Consider the following 17,185-nt stretch of genomic DNA (forward strand, 5'->3'; position numbering starts at 1 on the left):
AAAAAATATTACCCCCTACTTATCATAGGGGGCATACAGTTTAATTAAATGAAGGTTATAAAATATATTGTATCAATTTAGGGATACAAAGTTGTTGACTTTATAAATACTCTCTAACATTTGTTAGTATATTCTAACATATTTTTAAACTTTGTCAATACATAAAAACAAAAAATTTATTTTTTTATTAATATTACATACGCCCGCCCTTTTTCATTAATAAATTCTCATGCAATTTTTAACTACTCATTTCTTATAAACTAAATTAGAATATATAGCACCCTCCCAAGCTTAAATTAGATTTTCAACATCTTTAACGCACGGTTAATGCATTTATTTATATAGTTAAAATATTATTATTAATAAAATTATATAAAAAATTTTACTAACCGTGCGTTAATGAAAGCAGTAATATTAACAAAAATTTAGGGTGGGATTTATAATGACAGAAAAGACTACAAAAAAATGATATCTATAAACTCTAAAATAAACAATAAATATAAAGGGTGGGATTAAAAATAAATCAAAAAAGATAAAGAAAAATAAATATAGAGATATAACTATTATATATTCTTAAAAAATACATAAAAAGAAATGGCTTTTACAGTCATTTCTTTTTATGATTTTATATGTTAAAACTTAAAATTATTAATCTGATCAACCATATCTTCTATTTTTGCTCTAACTTCTTTTGCCGAACTAGCATTTGCCTCTGCTAAATCACTATTTTCTCCTGTAATAGAATTAAGCTGTCTCACAGAAACATTTATCTGATTAATACTGTCGGCTTCTATTACAGCCCGTTCTGATATAGAAGTCAATTTATTAAGCATATCCTGTGCTAAAGATTCAATATCAGCAAGTATTTTAGAAGAATTTTCTACAGCTTTGTTTCCTACATCTACTTTAGCCAAAGCATCATTAATAGTATCTGTGATATTTTTAGCCGTTTCATCTACATTCTGAGCAAGAGATCGTATCTCGCTTGCTACCACCGCAAAACCTTTACCCTGATCCCCTGCTCTTGCCGCTTCTACCGCTGCATTTAATGCTAATATATTTGTCTGAAAAGCAATAGATTGTATAAGTTTTGTCATCTCTGATATCTTTTTACTAGATTCAGATATTTCATTCATACTATTTATAATTTCTGAAGATGATTCTACCCCTACTTTTGTAGCATCTGCCACTTTTACACTCATATCCTTAGCGTCATTAGACTGAATATTTGTTTCATCAAGAGATGATGATAGAGATTCTATCAAACTGGATAATTCCTCAAGAGAAGAAGCCTGAGTGTTAGTTCTGTCGGATAAATTTGTACTTCCGTCAGCAACAGTATCTATTTCATTATTAATAAAATTCAGAGAATCCTGCAAAGAATGTATAGAGTTACCAAGAGATTTCTGCATATCCTGTATAGAATTAACTAAAACCCCAGTTTGGTCTGATTTGTTTAATAACTTATCTTCAAATACAGCATTGAAATGCTTATCTGTCATATTTTTAATAACATCTATAGCTCTATCTAAAGTCTGAGATAATGGAGTAACATTCAGCATGACAAGTATAAACTCAATCAATAAAAATCCTATAGCAACTACAACCATTATAATAGAAAGTGTAGTTATTTTATTATTAAGATAAGATGAACTTCCATTTCCTACTAAAAGCCAAGGAGTATTTGGTATATCATATACAGCTGTCCATTTGGATTTACTAATATTAAAAGCATAATCTGTTCCATTAAGTCTAGGAGCATTAAGTTCTGTATATATAGTTCTTTGTTTATTAAAAAGTAAAGAGTTATCTGAATATGTAACAAACTGTCCATCTTCTAATGATATATAATATTTGCTGTCACTATTACTAAGTAAAAGCTCTGATATTTTCTTGAAAGATATATCTATGCCAATTACTCCTATAAAAGTTCCGTTTAATGTTACACCTTTTGATACAGTTATAACTGTTTCTTTACTTTCAGCATCTATATACGGGGAGCTAATAAATATTTTAGAAGGATTTTTTTTGGCTTCTATATACCATTCTCTAGTAGTTTGGTCAAATCCTTCTATATTATCTCCGTATACTATTACCAATAATCCTCCGTCTTTATATGATACTGTTCCGCTGAAATGTATATTTTTAATCTCTTCTTTTATACTTTCTAATTCTTTAAAAGAATCAAGCATTTGAGTATAATCTGTTTCATATTTACAATATGCTGCTAAAACTTCTATTTGTGAATAATAATAATTAAGCCAAGTAGTAACTGATGTTTCATTCTTATACATATTAGATTCTATCTCTAAGGCAAATTCTATTTCGTACATAGGTATAAAATATAACATCAATGCTACAACCATAACTATTATAAACGCAGCAAACGGAAGTAAAAATTTAAGCATTAATACATACTTCTTTTTCTTATCATTCATAAATAATTCTCCAAATATTTTAATTATAAGGTATAAATTACTATATAATATATATTTTTATCTTCAATTATAATAAATTAACATTTCTCGGAAACACTATCAAATATTATTAATTAATATAATATAATAAAATAAAAAAAATGCAATAAAAAAATTAAATAAAAAAATAGGAGAGCTAAATTAATAACTCCCCTATTATTATATTATTGATTATTTATTTTTTATTTTTTAACATCAAGCAAATCATCGCCTGCATTTACAGAAGAAGCACTTGTAATACCAACTTCTGAATAATCATCAGAATTTGTTACTATAACAGGAGTAAGTGTAGGATATCCTGCTCCTCTTATCTTTTCTATATTAAATTCCAATAATAAATCACCTTTCTTAATCTTTTGACCTTCTTCTATATGTGAAATAAAGTGAGCACCGCCCAATTTCACGGTATCCATACCAACATGTATAAGAAGTTCAACTCCTTTATCAGAAGTTAATCCTATAGCATGTTTTGTTGGGAAAGCTGTTTCTATTATACCGTCAAAAGGAGCATATACTTTGCCTTCTTTAGGTTCAATAGCTATGCCTTTACCCATAGCACCGCTTGAAAATGCCTCATCTTTAACACTTTCTAATTTTACTATATTACCTTGTATAGGAGCATATACTTTATCTACCAAAGCTGCTGCCTTATTTTCAGATTTTTTATCTGCTACAGGTTCTTCTTTCTTTTCTTCCTGTTTTACTGGTTCTGCTGCGGTATTTGCAGTATTAACAGATACTTCTTCATCGCTTATAGGATCATGCAAATAATCTTCAAGTCTTGATTTTATTACAGTAACTTTAGGTCCGTATATTACCTGTATTCCATTACCTTTTTTGATGATACCAGCAGCACCGCTTTGTTTTAATAGAGAATCATCTACTTTAGAAGCATCAAATACTGTTATACGAAGTCTTGTAGCACAGCAGTCTACATCGCTTATATTTTTCTTTCCGCCAAGTCCTGCTGTTATTAATGGAGCTTCTTCATATTTAGAGGCTGGAGATACTTCGCCTTCTTTTCCAGCATTTTTAGCAGCTTCAACATCAGATCTTCTATATAGTTTAGGCTCTTCTGTATCTGGTTCTCTTCCTGGAGTTTTCCAGTCAAATTTTTTAATTAAAGCAGAGAATAAGAAATAGTAAACAAAGAAATAAACAACACCTACTATTACTATCCATACCCAATTAGTTTTAGCATTGCCTTGTATTATACCGAATAATAATAAGTCTATAAAACCGCCAGAGAATGTCATACCTACTGTAACATGAAGTATATGCATAAGCATGAAAGATATACCAGCAAGTACACAGTGAATAGCATAGAACATAGGAGCTACAAATATAAATGTAAACTCTATAGGTTCAGTAATACCAGTAAGCATAGCAGTTAGAGCAGCAGAGAAAAGCAAAGCACCTACTACCTGTCTTTTTTCTGGTCTTGAAGTTTTATACATAGCCAAAGCAGCACCAGGTAAACCGAATATCATAAATGGGAATTTACCAGTCATAAAACGAGTAGCTTCAACACTGAAAGCAGTTGTTGTAGGAGAGCCTAACTGAGCAAAGAATATATTTTGAGCACCTTCTACCAAATTGCCGTCTATCATCATAGTACCGCCCAAAGAAGTCTGCCATAATGGAGTATAGAATACATGGTGAAGTCCGAAAGGTATTAATGCTCTTTCTATTATACCGTAGAATAAAGTACCTATATAACCAGAACCAGCTATTAAGTCTCCTAATTTATTCATAACAACCTGTACTGGAGGCCATACATAATACATTAATATACCTACTACTAAAAATACTATAGAAGATATTATAGGAACAAATCTTGTACCGCCGAAAAATGATAATACTTGAGGAAGCTCTATATTATAATATTTATTATGCAAAGCAGCTACTCCAAGACCTACTATAATACCGCCGAATACACCCATTTGAAGTGATAATATACCTACAACATTTGTAGTAGATCCAGCCAAAAGTTTTTCAGCTCCGCCCATAACTTGTATCATTTTACCTATAGAAGCATGCATTACAAAAAATGCTATAGCTCCAGATAAAGCAGCTACCTCTTTTTCTTTTTTTGCCATACCTATAGCTACGCTCATAGCAAATATAATAGGCAGGTTTCCAAATATTATATTACCAGCCTCGCTTAATACTGATAATATATCATAGGCAATAGTACCCGGACCCAAGATACCCATTAAATTATAGGTTTCAAGCATTGTGGTATTAGTTAATGAACTACCTATACCTAAAAACAAACCTGCAACAGGAAGCACAGCTATAGGAAGCATGAACGATCTTCCTACCCTTTGCAGTACACCGAAAATTTTATCCTTCATATAAAGAACTCCAGATTATTAAAATATATTTTTGATAAGAATATGAGAGACATGATAAAATAAAGTATTATGTATACTAATATCACATATAAACATCAATTCTTATTATAAGTATAATATATTTTTTTATAATTGTATATATTTTTATCAATAATTTTTGCAATTAATAATATATCTGTATTTATTTGATTAAAAAATAGGTTTAATTATAGATTTAATATATTAAATAATACTTAAAATAAGCTAGGCTCTTCTTCCATAACTTTATTTTTATATCTGTTATAAACACTGTCTTCTGTATTGAGTTCCTCTTTAGTTTTGTATGTGATATTATATTTTTCTTCTAACGCTTCTATTTTTGAGTATAGTTTTTCTTTATATTCATCTTTAAGAAGTCCGTCAGTTCCGTAAATGTACAAATATTTTTTATAATGCTCTGGAAATGTTTGTCTCACAAAGTTTAAATATATTTTTCTGCATTCACCTCTTAATTTAAGTACATCTGCCGCACAATAGTCTATATTATATTCTTTAACTTTTTTAAAAATATTTTCTACTTCATTTTCAGTAATAAAAGGCATGACAGGCATAGTATGAACTGCTGTTATAGCTTTTGTTTTTTTAAACTCTTTTAATATATTTAATCTTCTCTCTGGGCTTATAACATTAGGCTCTATTAGAGAAGATAATTTCTCATCTAATGCTGTTATAGTTGTCGCTATTCTTACAGGTACTATACTTGAAAGCTCATCTATCAAATCAAAATCTCTCAATATCAAATCGCTTTTTGTGGATATGCACATTGGTGTCTTATATTTTATTAAGAGTTTTAAAACATCTCTCATAAGTTTATAATCTTTTTCTGCTTCTTGATAATTGTCTGTAACGCTTCCTAGATTAATTATATCTCTCTTCCAATTTCTTGATGATAATTCTTTTTCTAAAACTTCTGCAATATTCTTTTTTACAAATATTTCACCGAAAAAATCTTTTGAATTAATATATTTATGAGAATATACAGCAAAACAATAATAGCATTTATGAAGACAGCCTCTGTAAATATTCAAATCATAACAGAATCCATATTCATTATCTACTTTATTTAAAGCTGATTTGCAGTTAATCTCTCTGTATTTAATCATATAATTTATCTCTTTTTATAATATATTAAAACATTATATTTATATATAATACTGTATATTAGTATTTTTATCAAGTACGATTATTAAAATATTAATAAAATTTTACAAGGTTAAAAATTTTTTAATATATAACATAAATGAAAATTTTTGACATTATAATAATTTATAATATTATTAACAGTTGAAGAGAAAGGAGTATACTTTCATGATAGAGTTAAAAGGAAAATACAATAAAGACTGCAAAATATTTACTGACAATATCGATGAAGAATCTTATTCTTTGATTTATAATATTTTAAATGAAAAAGCAAGCGAAAATGTGAAAGTTAGGATAATGCCGGACACTCATATTGGAAAGGGTATAGTAATAGGTTTTACAATGCCTTTAACTGATAGAGTAAATCCTTTTCATATAGGCGTTGATATAGGCTGCGGAATGCTTACTTCAAAATTAAATGATAATATAAAAAATATTGGGCTTGAAAAAATTGATAAAACTATAAAACAAAATATTCCTATGGGTTTTAAAACTCATAAAAAAAGTAATTATTCATTTTTTAATTTTAAAGAATTAAATGAAATTATGAGAAACTTTATTATAGGTTATAATAAAAGATATAATACAAACTTTGCCATATTTGAGATAGATAATGATTACATAGAAAAATTATGCCAAAGAATAGAAATGGATTTAGAAAAATTTCACAACTCTATAGGAACATTAGGAGGAGGAAATCATTTTATAGAAATAGGAACCTCCATTAATAATGATTACTTTCTCACTATACATTCAGGCTCAAGAAATTTCGGCACAATGGTATGCGAATATCATGTAAGAAACAATAAAAAAAGAATAGAAGAAGCAAAAGATTTTTTAAATAGTGCAAATGATGCTAATGATAAAACAACAAAAGAATATTATGAGTATAATGAAATAGTAAGAAGCGGAGATTATATATACGGCAAAGCTATGTTTGACTACTGCATTGATATGGTAATATCTCAGTATTATGCAAAAATAAACCGAGAGGCTATGCTTAACATTATAAAAGATTCTCTTAATATAAAATTAGAAGATACTTTTTCATCTATACATAATTTTATAGATTTTGAAGATTTTATAATAAGAAAAGGTGCCATAAGAAGTTATAAGGGAGAAAAAATTATAATTCCTTTTAACATGCGGGACGGTATACTAATATGCGAAGGAAAAAGCAATGAAGATTGGAATTTTTCAGCACCTCATGGAGCTGGAAGAGTGCTTTCAAGAATACAGGCAAGAAAACAAATAGATATGAAAGATTTTATTGAATCTATGAAAGGTATTTATTCAAGCAGCATATCAAAAAATACTTTAGATGAAGCTCCTCAGGCATATAAAGATTCAAAGGAAATAGAAAAATTAATAATGCCTACAGCAGATATAATAGACAGATTAAAACCTGTACTCAATATAAAAGCCTCTTAAAAAATATAATATCACATACAAAACAAAAGAATAACCAGCGTTTATAATATAAGCCACTTCTATGTTTTTATTTTTTATTAATATTTAGTTAAATAAAATTCAAAACCTAATAAAAACTTGGGCGGGGGCTAAAATTTCCAAGTATACTGTTAAAGATAATGAAAGTTAAATTTTTTGATAAAGTGAAAAAGAATAAAGGGCGGGGTATGTAAATAAAGTTTTAAAACTTATTTTCACTCCCCACCCTTTAGGCTTATAATTTTAATCTGCTATTTTTGTCTCATTTTTATTTTTAACTCTGCACTGTTATTTCTACTGCCCACCCTAGATTTATTTAAATTTAATGCTTTCACAACGCACGAAGAATTTTATTTATAAAATTATAGAAAATAAAAAATATAATGAATTTATAGATAAAAGCTAATTCACCGTGCGTTATATTCATTATTAAAAAATATTATACAAATAAACTTTCCAGATGCTCACCATTTTTATAAAATAACTCATTTATTACTAATAAAAATCATTCCTCTGCACCTAATTCTTTTAACTTTTCTATAGCCTCATCTTCAGAAGCATAATATAAAACTCCGTCTCCGTCTTCATCTGTACTGTTTATATCCATACCCAAATCCCTAACCAAATATTCAAACACTTCTACATTGTCATTCAAAGCAGCCATATGAAGACCGTTTGCATCATAAATATTTTTAGAGTTTACCACATCAGGATCAGCCTGTACAAGCATTTTTATAACATCAACATTTCCAGTACCGCAAGCCCATAAAAAAGCATTCCAGCCGTCATCATCTTTTACATAAGGGTCTGCCCCATTATCAAGTAAATATTTCATTATACCCAAATCTCTGTAAAATACGGCAAATATCAAAGGCGTAGCACCATTAGCAGAATAGCTGTCATTCATAAAATCGCTGTATATGCTATCATCTCCATAATAAGACTCATCAATATCTCCGCCATCTTCTATTAATTCCTGTACTCTTTTTAAACTATGATTTTCTATAGCCTCAAATATATCATAGTCCTCGCTGTATTCTCCTTCTTTTCTATTGCCGTAAGAAAAAGCAGAATTCATACTAACATATTTACCCTGAACCTTTACAACATTAGTATAAGTTTTATGATAAATATTATCAGGATTACTTACATACACAGAATTATTGCTTATGCTTACACTAGCCTCTTCTTTTTTCTTGCATGATATAATAAAAATAATTGATAATAAAGAAATTAACAATATAGTTTTTAACACTTTTATTCTTTTCATAAACACCGCCGTATAGTAATTAATAATTTGTGAAGTATTATACAATAAAAGCAAATTATTTTCTATTATTATTAATAAAAAATTGCTTCATTAAAAATTAAAAAATCTCGCTTTAAGGCTCTAGCAATGATATTGCTAGACGCTCGATTTTTTAATACATTCATCTTGAAACGCTCAATATTTTTTATTGATTATTAATAAAAAATTGCTTCATTAAAAATTAAAAAATCTCGCTTTAAGGCTCTAGCAAAGACTCTGTCCGCCTTCGGCGAATTTGCTAGACGCTCGATTTTTTAATCTACTCACCTTAAAACGCTCACAATTTTTTATCGATTATTAACAAAAAATTGCTTCATTAAAAAATTAAAAAATCTCGCTTTAAGGCTCTAGCAAAGACTCTGTCCGCCTTCGGCGAATTTGCTAGACGCTCGATTTTTTAATACTCATCTTGAAACGCTCACAATTTTTACTCTTCTGCCCCTAATTCCTTTAACTTCTCTATTGCTTCATCTTCATCAGCATAATATAAAACTCCATCACCGTCCTCATCTGTACTGTTTATATCAAAACATAAATCCCTAACCAAATATTCAAACACTTCTACATTGTCATTCAAAGCAGCCATATGAAGCCCATTTGCATCATACATATTTTTAGAGTTTACAACATCAGAATCATACTGCACAAGCATTTTTATAACATCAACATTTCCAGTACCGCAAGCCCATAAAAAGGCATTCCAATTGTAAGGGTAATCATCTTTAGTATAAGGATCAGCACCTTTATCAAGCAAATATTTCATTATACCCAAATCTCTATAAAATATAGCAAACATTAAAGGAGTAGCTCCGTCAAGATAATAATAATCATTGAAAAAATCGCTATATTTTATCTCACCGCTATAAGTTTGATTTATATCTTCACCTTCTCCTATTAATTCCATTACTCTTTTTAAGCTATGATTTTCTATAGCCTCAAATATATCATAGTCCTCGCTGTATTCTCCTTCTTTTCTATTGCCGTAAGAAAAAGCAGAATTCATACTAACATATTTACCCTGTATCTTTACAACATTAGTATAAGTTTTATGGTAAATATTATCAGGATTACTTACATACACAGAATTATTACTTATACTTACACTAGACTCCTCTTTTTTCTTGCATGATATAATAAAAATCATTGATAATAAATAAATTAATAATATAGTTTTTAACACTTTTATTCTTTTCATAAACACCGCAATATAGTAATTAATATAATTTGAGATATTATAGCATAATGATTAAAGAATTAAAAATAAAAAAATACCACTCATAAAATATATGAATGGCATTAATTTTCTATTATCAAAAATAAATTATATAGCCTCAGAACCGCCTATAATATCAAGAAGCTCATTAGTAATATGTTCCTGTCTGGCTCTGTTAGCTTTATTTTTAAGGTCTGTTAATAATCTTTCAGCATTGTCAGTAGCATTTCTCATAGCCACAGATCTTTCAGCATTTTCAGACAAAAAAGAACTAGTAAGCATAAAATAGAAATATGTTTTAATAGCCATAGGGACAACTTCTTTAAGTACATCTTCTACATTAGGCTCTATTACATATTCTAATTTTTTCTTAATTTTATGTCCCTCAATATCTTCCTCATCAGGTATCATGGGAATCAAACTTTTAATTTTAGGTATATGTACAACTCTAGTATAATACCTAGTATATATAACCTCTACCCTAGAAGCATTATCAACTGCATATTCATGCATGAAACGCTGAACTACTGTAGCACAATCATCAAAAGTAGATTCTTCATCTATACGAGGATATTTTCTAGCTATTGGTATACCCTGCTTTTCAAAATAAACTTCCCCTTTTTTTCCAAGTACATGAAGCTGAACCTCTCTGCCATGTCTATGATGATGTCTGATTCTTTCCATAGCCTCATCAAAAATCTTTGTATTATAAGAACCGCATAATCCTCTTGAAGAAGTTACAACAAAAAGTATTATATTTTTTATTTTCTTCTTTGGTGCAAGCAAAGGATGAACATGATCCATATCAGAATGCGAAAGATCTTCTACTATTCTGTTTAATTTTTGAGTAAAAGGACGCATACCTTGTTCTACTGTAAGAATTTTAGCAGTTCTGGATCTTGCTATCATATCCATTGTTTTAGTTATTTTATGCGTACTTGATACGGCTTTAATTCTTGCTTTTAATACATTAAGTTTCTCTGCCATAATAAAAACTCCAAATTATTAGAATTTTTCAACTTTCTAAATCTTTATATAATTTATCTATTATATCATTATCAATATTTTCATCAAACTTGCGTGCAAATAAATTATTTCTAATATTATTTTTTATATTGTCATAATCTTCAAACCTAAAAGTAACAGGGTTACTGCCATACTTTTCAGACCAATCTATATATCTTAAACCGTCATTTACACAGTTTTCTTTAAACAGGCTATTTAATAATATAGATTGGAAAAAATATTCATCTCCTCCCCAAGTATGATAAAATCTCTTTAAAAAATCAGGACTTTTTTGAATATATTCAAGTATATATTTTACAGCATTATTAGTTAAATTCCACCATGATGATCCGAAGTATACATTTTCTATTGTTTTTCTATTAGGCAATAAAGCAAAAATAAATTTTCTTACACTGCTATGAAAAACTCTGTTAATTCTAGAATTAGAACAATAATGATTTAATCTTATATCTTCCCATTTTTTAAGATGACTATTATGCTTAGTACTTTCATAACTAATAAATTCACTATTTTTATTAGTATTAAAAAAATCAATAATTTCTTTATTAGTTTTTAATGGTACATCCTGACCGCTTATAAAAACATATCTATCATAATTATTTTCATAGGCCTCATTTATCAAAAATAATGTAGAAATAATTTGACTTACTTCAGCATGATAAACTTTATATTTTTTATATATTTTTACATTATCAAAAGTTTTTAAATTCAATTTGCTTTTTTTATCTATATGTACATAAATATCAAAATCTTTTTTAAGATGATTAATTAATCTCAGTAATTGATTTTGATTTTTATGTGCCGTTATTAAAAAACAAATTTTACTCATATAAATTTCCATATAATTTATCTATTATATCATTATCAATATTTTCATCAAACTTGCGTGCAAATAAATTGTCTTTAATATTATTCTTTAATCCTTCATAATTTTCCATCTTCAAATTTATAGGAGTACCTACACCCCATATAATATACCTTAAACAATCATTCACACAATTATCTTTAAAACTGCTTGTAAGAAGTATAGATTGAAAAAAAAACTCATCGCTTCCCCAAGTATAGTTAAATCTTTTTAAGTATTCAGGATTTTTTTCTACATATTCAAGTATATATTTAATAGCATTATAACTTAAATTCCACCATTGAGATCCATAATATATATTTTCAGGTGTTTTTCTTTTTATAAATGGAATATTAGATATGGCTTCTCTAAATTTTCTGCCTAACAATTTTCTATATAGTTTGCCAAAGTTATAAGCATTAAGCCTAAATGACATTTCTTTATACATATTGTCATTATTTTTAATATTAACAAATGAAGTAAATTCCTTATCCTTATTTTTATCAAAAAAATCAATAATTTCTTTATTAGTTTTTAAAGGAATATCCTGCCCGCTTATAAAAATATACCTGTCATAATCATTTTTATAAGCCTCTCTAATTAAAAATAATGTTGCCATAACTAAACTTAATCCGCCATGATAAGTTTTAATTTTTTTATAAACTTTAACATTATCAAAACTTTTTATATTTAAATTGGCTCTTTTATCTATATGCACATAAATATCAAAATCTTTTTTGAGATGATTGATTAATCTCATCAACTGATTGTGATTTTTATGTGCTAATATCAAAAAACAAATTTTGCTCATATATTTTAGAATTTAGACTTAAACTCTTCTATAACCTTATAAAGTTCATCCATATCTTCTATATCTTTTTTATCTCTGATATTATCAAGTATATTCTGCTTATCAGCCTTAATATATTGAAGCAGTCTCCATTCAAATTCATGAACTCTGTCAACTTCAATATTATCTAAAAATCCTTTAGTAGCTGCAAATATAACAATAACCTGTTCTTCAAAAGGCATAGGACTGCACTGTTTCTGTTTTAATAATTCAACCATTTTAGCACCTCTGTCCAACTGTGCCAAAGTAGCCTTATCAAGCCCAATACCAAGTTGAGAGAATGCCTCTAAAGATCTGTAAGAAGCAAGATCCAGCCTTAAAGTTCCGGCAACCTTTTTCATAGCCTTAGTCTGAGCATTACCGCCTACACGAGAAACCGATATACCTACATCTATAGCAGGACGAACACCGCTCATAAATAAGCTAGTAAGCAAATATATTTGTCCGTCAGTAATAGAAATAACATTCGTAGGAATATAAGCAGATACCTCATTATCCTGAGTTTCTATTATAGGAAGTGCTGTCAAAGAACCGCCTCCTAATTCATCACTGAGTTTTGCAGCTCTCTCAAGAAGTCTTGAATGCAAATAGAATACATCGCCCGGAAAAGCTTCCCTTCCCGGAGGTCTTCTTAAAAGTAATGATATCTGCCTATAGGCATTAGCCTGTTTAGTTAAGTCATCGTATATAATTAATGTGTCTTTTTTCTGTTCATACATGAAGTACTCTGCCATAGCACATCCGGCATAAGGAGCTATATAAAGAAGCGGAGCAGAATCAGCAGCAGTAGCAGCAACTACTATAGTATATTCTAATGCTCCATGCTGTCTTAATGTATCAACAACACCTGCAACAGTAGAAGCCTTTTGACCTATTGCTACATAAACACATATAACGTCTGTTCCTTTTTGATTGATTATAGCATCAAGAGCAATGGAAGTTTTACCTGTACCTCTGTCGCCAATAATAAGCTGTCTTTGTCCTCTTCCTACAGGAGTCATAGAGTCAATAGCCTTAATTCCTGTTTGAAGCGGCTGTTTTACCGCCTGTCTGTCAGCAATACCAGGAGCAGGAAACTCTATCACTCTTCTTTTATCAGTAGTAATTTCGCCATGTCCGTCTATAGGCACACCCAAAGGATTAACAACTCTTCCTAAAAGAGCCTCTCCTACAGGTACTTCTAATATTCTTTTAAGCCTGCTGACTTTACTTCCCTCTTTAATGCCGTAATAATCGCCCAAAACTATAGCACCTATGGTTTCTTCTTCCAAGTTAAAAGCAAGTCCAACCGCACCGCTTTCAAAAAGTATCATCTCATTAGCCATAACATGCGGAAGCCCAATAATTCTAGCTATACCGTCTCCAACCTCTACAACAACCCCAACTTCATTAGGAGTAAAATCAGCCTTATAATTCTTAATCTCCTCTTTAAGAACTGCTGCAATTTCACTAGCTTTTATATTCATAAAAAATCCTCAAAATATAAAAATATATCAATTAATTTCAGAAATAGAAGATTTTAATTCTGTAAGCAGCCTTCTCACACTATAATCATATACAATATCTTCTATCTCTATTACAACACCGCCTATTATATTTTCATCTATATCAAAAGTAAAATGTATATCTTTATCCAAAATTATGCTTTTAATATGATCTTTAAGTTTATGTATATCTTCTGTATCAGCAATATTTGATGCAGTTTTAATTTTAACTATGATTATATTATAGTATTCATTACATAAGTTTTCATATTCCACTATTATAGCAAATAAAATATTAATCATATCCCTTTCTATTAATATAGCGATAAGATTAAATGTTTCTTCTGAAATTTTATCTGCATATATTTTTTTCAGTATACTCATCCTTATATGTCCGTCTATAAAACTAGATTTAAAAAAATCATATATATCATTATCTACAAGTAAAGATGAATAAACAATATTTAAATCGCTTTTAATAGCTTCTATTTTACCTATATCCGAAGCAATATCAAACATAGCCTTAGCGTAATTCCTAGCACTAGATTCATTTTTTACAATACGGCTAAATCTATTTGCCTTTTCCTTTGTAATCTCTTTAAGCACTTCTTTTTTGAGATCACTTAAAATGCTTTCAGCAATAGAATCCATATTATATAACTCCTATAATATTAATTAATTACCATAAGTAAATTTATTATGCAATAAATCTATTTGATTTTTTACACTATAATCATAAACTACAGAGCCAATATATACTATTATTCCGCCTATAATATTTTCATCAATCACTGTTTCATAAGATATTTCATTATTAGAAAAACATTTAACTGTTTGAATAATATCTTTTACCGTATTATCATCAATAGTGCTTGCTGTAATAATACGAACTCTCACTATATTATTATAATCATCTGCTATCTCTTTATATAAAGCAACAATATCCGGCAGTACATCTATACTATTATGTTCTGCTAATATAGATACAAAAGCATAAGTTTCTTTAGAAAGTATTGGTTTTAATCTCTTATCTATTAATTCTTTTTTATTCTTTTCAGAAATTGATCTGTCAAAAAAATATTTTTTTATATCAATATCCTGAAATAATTTTGAACATTCAGAAAGTTCATTATATATCTCTTTTATCATTCCAAGCTCTCTGGCTATATCAAATATAGCATTAGCTGTAGGTTTTAATATTTGTAATTTATCACTTTCTTTCATAAGATTATTCACTTCCTAAAATCTTAAAATCATAATATTATTTTTCATCATTTTCTTTATTTACATTACTAATAAATTCATTAATCAAAGCCTGATTATCTTCTTTATTAATATTTCTTTTAAGAATAGTTTCTGCCATAACAACAGCAATATCAAGTGCCTGTTTTTTCACACTATTCATAGCTTCTTCTTTAGATCTGTCTATTTCAGACATAATTTTATTTTTATTAACTTCAGCCTCCTCTCTGGCATTATTAATAATTTTATCTCTGATCCTGTTTGCTTCAACTCTGGCATTTTCTATAATAGCACTTGCCTCAGTTTTAGCATTATCAATTTGTTCTCTATATGCTGCCAAAGATTTTTTAGCATTTTCTCTAGTTTTTTCAGCTTCTTCCAAATCCTCTTGTATTTTATCAGCACGGGCATTTAATCCCTTTAATATTATTTTCCAAGTAGAAGCACCTAATATAGCAAGAACTAGTAAAAATGTAATCCAAGTCCAAATAATAATGCCAGGATCTATTTTTAAAAGTGCCATAATACCCCCAAAATATTTTTATTTAATTATTTTGTAAATAATGCAAGGATACAAATAACCAAAGCAAAAAGTCCAACACCTTCTATAAGTGCTGCTGCTATAAGCATAGCTGTCTGTATTTTTCCGGAAACTTCCGGCTGTCTGGCAATACCTTCTACTGCTCTAGAACCTATAAAACCTATTCCTAAACCAACTCCTATAGCAGCAAGTCCTGCTCCTATTGCTGCTCCTAATATAGAAAGTTCCATTTTTTAATTCTCCTTTTTATTTAAAATTTTATTAATCTATAAATTAATGCTCATCACTAATAGCAATTCCTATATAAACTGCTGATAATAATGAGAATATATAAGCTTGTAAAACAGATACAAACATTTCAAGTACATATATAAAACCTAAAAACAATACCGCAAAAGGCGAAACTAACAAAGTTCCGGACATAATAATCAAATACGGTATAACTATCATCATTATGTGTCCGCCTGTAATGTTGGCAAATAAACGAATCGCAAGAGCAAAAGCCCTATTAAATAATGTAATAAACTCTAATACCCATATTATAGGTATAAGCGGTATAGGAAGTCCTTTAGGTACCAAACCAGTCCAATATTTTATTATACCTTTCTTCCTAATACCAGCAAAAATATAAACTATAAATACTATCACCGCTATAGCCGCTGTAAATCCTATATTAGCACCAAGTCCTCCAGCAATATAAGCATGCTCCCCGTCTTGTGTAGGAACTTGTATAGATGCAGGAATAAGCCCTAATATATTTGAAAATAATACAAATAAAAATATTGTAAGGCAGAAAGGTACATATTTTTTACCTTCTTCGCCTAAAGTAGCACCTATAACATCTTTATTCATGTAATCTATAAGCCCTTCTAATATACTTTGTAAATATGTAGGTCTTCTAAATGGTCTTTTTAACTTATGAGATAGATATTTCATACTGCATACAGATAAAATACCCGCTAAAGTTACTAATATTATATGTTTTGTTATCTTAAAATCAAAATCAATGTATTTTCCAAATTTTATTGGGATTGTATAAAATGGATGTTCTGTGTTATCGGTTATCTCTTCCATTATATAATCATTGATATTTTCAGCACTATATAGAATATTAGAAGAAAATGCACAGCTTAATATTAAAGTTAATATAAAAACTTTCCTAAGCAAAAATACTTTTTTAATCATAATAAAAATTACTACCTTGTATACGAATT

The 17,185-nt window shown here is 28.7% G+C and carries 15 protein-coding genes; 1 reads left to right on the forward strand and 14 read right to left on the reverse strand.

Annotated features, from left to right (window positions below; genetic code table 11):
- Nucleotides 1-632 precede the first annotated feature (632 nt).
- From BHAMNSH16_RS05075 to BHAMNSH16_RS05085, 3 genes are all read right to left on the reverse strand, one after another.
- On the reverse strand, nucleotides 633-2,438 hold the full coding sequence (locus BHAMNSH16_RS05075) for a methyl-accepting chemotaxis protein (RefSeq protein ID WP_069732062.1): 1,806 nt from the start codon (nucleotides 2,436-2,438) through the stop codon (nucleotides 633-635).
- 221 nt (nucleotides 2,439-2,659) lie between these two features.
- On the reverse strand, nucleotides 2,660-4,834 hold the full coding sequence (locus tag BHAMNSH16_RS05080) for a PTS sugar transporter subunit IIABC (RefSeq protein ID WP_069732061.1): 2,175 nt from the start codon (nucleotides 4,832-4,834) through the stop codon (nucleotides 2,660-2,662).
- A gap of 233 nt (nucleotides 4,835-5,067) precedes the next feature.
- Entirely contained in the window at nucleotides 5,068-5,976 is a 909-nt protein-coding gene (locus BHAMNSH16_RS05085) for an SPL family radical SAM protein (RefSeq protein WP_069732060.1), read from the reverse strand.
- Between the two features lie 205 nt (nucleotides 5,977-6,181).
- Here BHAMNSH16_RS05085 and BHAMNSH16_RS05090 point away from each other — a divergent pair, with 205 nt between their 5' ends.
- The gene (locus tag BHAMNSH16_RS05090; protein ID WP_069732059.1) at nucleotides 6,182-7,444 is read left to right on the forward strand and encodes an RtcB family protein; all 1,263 of its coding nucleotides are present in this window, start codon (nucleotides 6,182-6,184) and stop codon (nucleotides 7,442-7,444) included.
- Nucleotides 7,445-7,967: 523 nt separating this feature from the next.
- Here BHAMNSH16_RS05090 and BHAMNSH16_RS05095 read toward each other — a convergent pair.
- The 11 genes from BHAMNSH16_RS05095 to atpB form a co-directional block, all read right to left on the reverse strand.
- A complete protein-coding gene (locus tag BHAMNSH16_RS05095) occupies nucleotides 7,968-8,732 on the reverse strand; it encodes an ankyrin repeat domain-containing protein (protein ID WP_008730834.1) in 765 nt (254 codons plus the stop codon).
- 466 nt (nucleotides 8,733-9,198) lie between these two features.
- A complete protein-coding gene (locus BHAMNSH16_RS05100; RefSeq protein ID WP_008730833.1) occupies nucleotides 9,199-9,966 on the reverse strand; it encodes an ankyrin repeat domain-containing protein in 768 nt (255 codons plus the stop codon).
- A 126-nt stretch (nucleotides 9,967-10,092) separates the two neighbouring features.
- A complete protein-coding gene (gene atpG / locus BHAMNSH16_RS05105; protein ID WP_008730832.1) occupies nucleotides 10,093-10,971 on the reverse strand; it encodes an ATP synthase F1 subunit gamma in 879 nt (292 codons plus the stop codon).
- Between the two features lie 28 nt (nucleotides 10,972-10,999).
- A complete protein-coding gene (locus tag BHAMNSH16_RS05110; RefSeq protein WP_083250073.1) occupies nucleotides 11,000-11,839 on the reverse strand; it encodes a beta-1,6-N-acetylglucosaminyltransferase in 840 nt (279 codons plus the stop codon).
- Nucleotides 11,832-12,665 carry a beta-1,6-N-acetylglucosaminyltransferase gene (locus BHAMNSH16_RS05115; protein WP_069732058.1) on the reverse strand — a complete coding sequence of 278 codons (834 nt, stop codon included), beginning with the start codon at nucleotides 12,663-12,665 and terminating at the stop codon, nucleotides 11,832-11,834. The genes BHAMNSH16_RS05110 and BHAMNSH16_RS05115 overlap by 8 nt, the downstream gene beginning before the upstream one ends.
- 5 nt (nucleotides 12,666-12,670) lie before the next feature.
- Nucleotides 12,671-14,170 carry a F0F1 ATP synthase subunit alpha gene (gene atpA / locus BHAMNSH16_RS05120; protein ID WP_008731419.1) on the reverse strand — a complete coding sequence of 500 codons (1,500 nt, stop codon included), beginning with the start codon at nucleotides 14,168-14,170 and terminating at the stop codon, nucleotides 12,671-12,673.
- A 27-nt stretch (nucleotides 14,171-14,197) separates the two neighbouring features.
- Nucleotides 14,198-14,839 carry an ATP synthase F1 subunit delta gene (gene atpH / locus BHAMNSH16_RS05125; protein WP_008731418.1) on the reverse strand — a complete coding sequence of 214 codons (642 nt, stop codon included), beginning with the start codon at nucleotides 14,837-14,839 and terminating at the stop codon, nucleotides 14,198-14,200.
- A 24-nt stretch (nucleotides 14,840-14,863) separates the two neighbouring features.
- Complete coding sequence (atpH, locus tag BHAMNSH16_RS05130) at nucleotides 14,864-15,412, reverse strand: ATP synthase F1 subunit delta (protein ID WP_008731417.1); 549 nt, start codon at nucleotides 15,410-15,412, stop codon at nucleotides 14,864-14,866.
- Nucleotides 15,413-15,449: 37 nt separating this feature from the next.
- Nucleotides 15,450-15,953, reverse strand: coding sequence for a F0F1 ATP synthase subunit B (atpF, locus tag BHAMNSH16_RS05135; protein ID WP_008731416.1), 504 nt, complete (start codon nucleotides 15,951-15,953; stop codon nucleotides 15,450-15,452).
- Nucleotides 15,954-15,979: 26 nt separating this feature from the next.
- Complete coding sequence (gene atpE, locus BHAMNSH16_RS05140) at nucleotides 15,980-16,201, reverse strand: ATP synthase F0 subunit C (RefSeq protein WP_008723511.1); 222 nt, start codon at nucleotides 16,199-16,201, stop codon at nucleotides 15,980-15,982.
- 43 nt (nucleotides 16,202-16,244) lie between these two features.
- Entirely contained in the window at nucleotides 16,245-17,156 is a 912-nt protein-coding gene (gene atpB, locus BHAMNSH16_RS05145; RefSeq protein WP_008731413.1) for a F0F1 ATP synthase subunit A, read from the reverse strand.
- Nucleotides 17,157-17,185: the final 29 nt, after the last annotated feature.

The sequence above is a fragment of the Brachyspira hampsonii genome, assembly GCF_002214805.1.
Classification (GTDB): Bacteria; Spirochaetota; Brachyspiria; order Brachyspirales; family Brachyspiraceae; genus Brachyspira; species Brachyspira hampsonii.

What these genes read in the sequence shown, in the direction of transcription:
- BHAMNSH16_RS05095 (WP_008730834.1), bottom strand. Translation starts at nt 8,732, where the DNA reads ATGAAAAGAATAAAAGTGTTAAAAACTATATTGTTAATTTCTTTATTA.
- atpG (WP_008730832.1), bottom strand. Translation starts at nt 10,971, where the DNA reads ATGGCAGAGAAACTTAATGTATTAAAAGCAAGAATTAAAGCCGTATCA.
- atpB (WP_008731413.1), bottom strand. Translation starts at nt 17,156, where the DNA reads ATGATTAAAAAAGTATTTTTGCTTAGGAAAGTTTTTATATTAACTTTA.
- BHAMNSH16_RS05100 (WP_008730833.1), bottom strand. Translation starts at nt 9,966, where the DNA reads ATGAAAAGAATAAAAGTGTTAAAAACTATATTATTAATTTATTTATTA.
- atpH (WP_008731418.1), bottom strand. Translation starts at nt 14,839, where the DNA reads ATGGATTCTATTGCTGAAAGCATTTTAAGTGATCTCAAAAAAGAAGTG.
- atpA (WP_008731419.1), bottom strand. Translation starts at nt 14,170, where the DNA reads ATGAATATAAAAGCTAGTGAAATTGCAGCAGTTCTTAAAGAGGAGATT.
- BHAMNSH16_RS05090 (WP_069732059.1), top strand. Translation starts at nt 6,182, where the DNA reads ATGATAGAGTTAAAAGGAAAATACAATAAAGACTGCAAAATATTTACT.
- BHAMNSH16_RS05115 (WP_069732058.1), bottom strand. Translation starts at nt 12,665, where the DNA reads ATGAGCAAAATTTGTTTTTTGATATTAGCACATAAAAATCACAATCAG.
- BHAMNSH16_RS05110 (WP_083250073.1), bottom strand. Translation starts at nt 11,839, where the DNA reads ATGAGTAAAATTTGTTTTTTAATAACGGCACATAAAAATCAAAATCAA.
- atpE (WP_008723511.1), bottom strand. Translation starts at nt 16,201, where the DNA reads ATGGAACTTTCTATATTAGGAGCAGCAATAGGAGCAGGACTTGCTGCT.
- atpF (WP_008731416.1), bottom strand. Translation starts at nt 15,953, where the DNA reads ATGGCACTTTTAAAAATAGATCCTGGCATTATTATTTGGACTTGGATT.
- atpH (WP_008731417.1), bottom strand. Translation starts at nt 15,412, where the DNA reads ATGAAAGAAAGTGATAAATTACAAATATTAAAACCTACAGCTAATGCT.
- BHAMNSH16_RS05075 (WP_069732062.1), bottom strand. Translation starts at nt 2,438, where the DNA reads ATGAATGATAAGAAAAAGAAGTATGTATTAATGCTTAAATTTTTACTT.
- BHAMNSH16_RS05080 (WP_069732061.1), bottom strand. Translation starts at nt 4,834, where the DNA reads ATGAAGGATAAAATTTTCGGTGTACTGCAAAGGGTAGGAAGATCGTTC.
- BHAMNSH16_RS05085 (WP_069732060.1), bottom strand. Translation starts at nt 5,976, where the DNA reads ATGATTAAATACAGAGAGATTAACTGCAAATCAGCTTTAAATAAAGTA.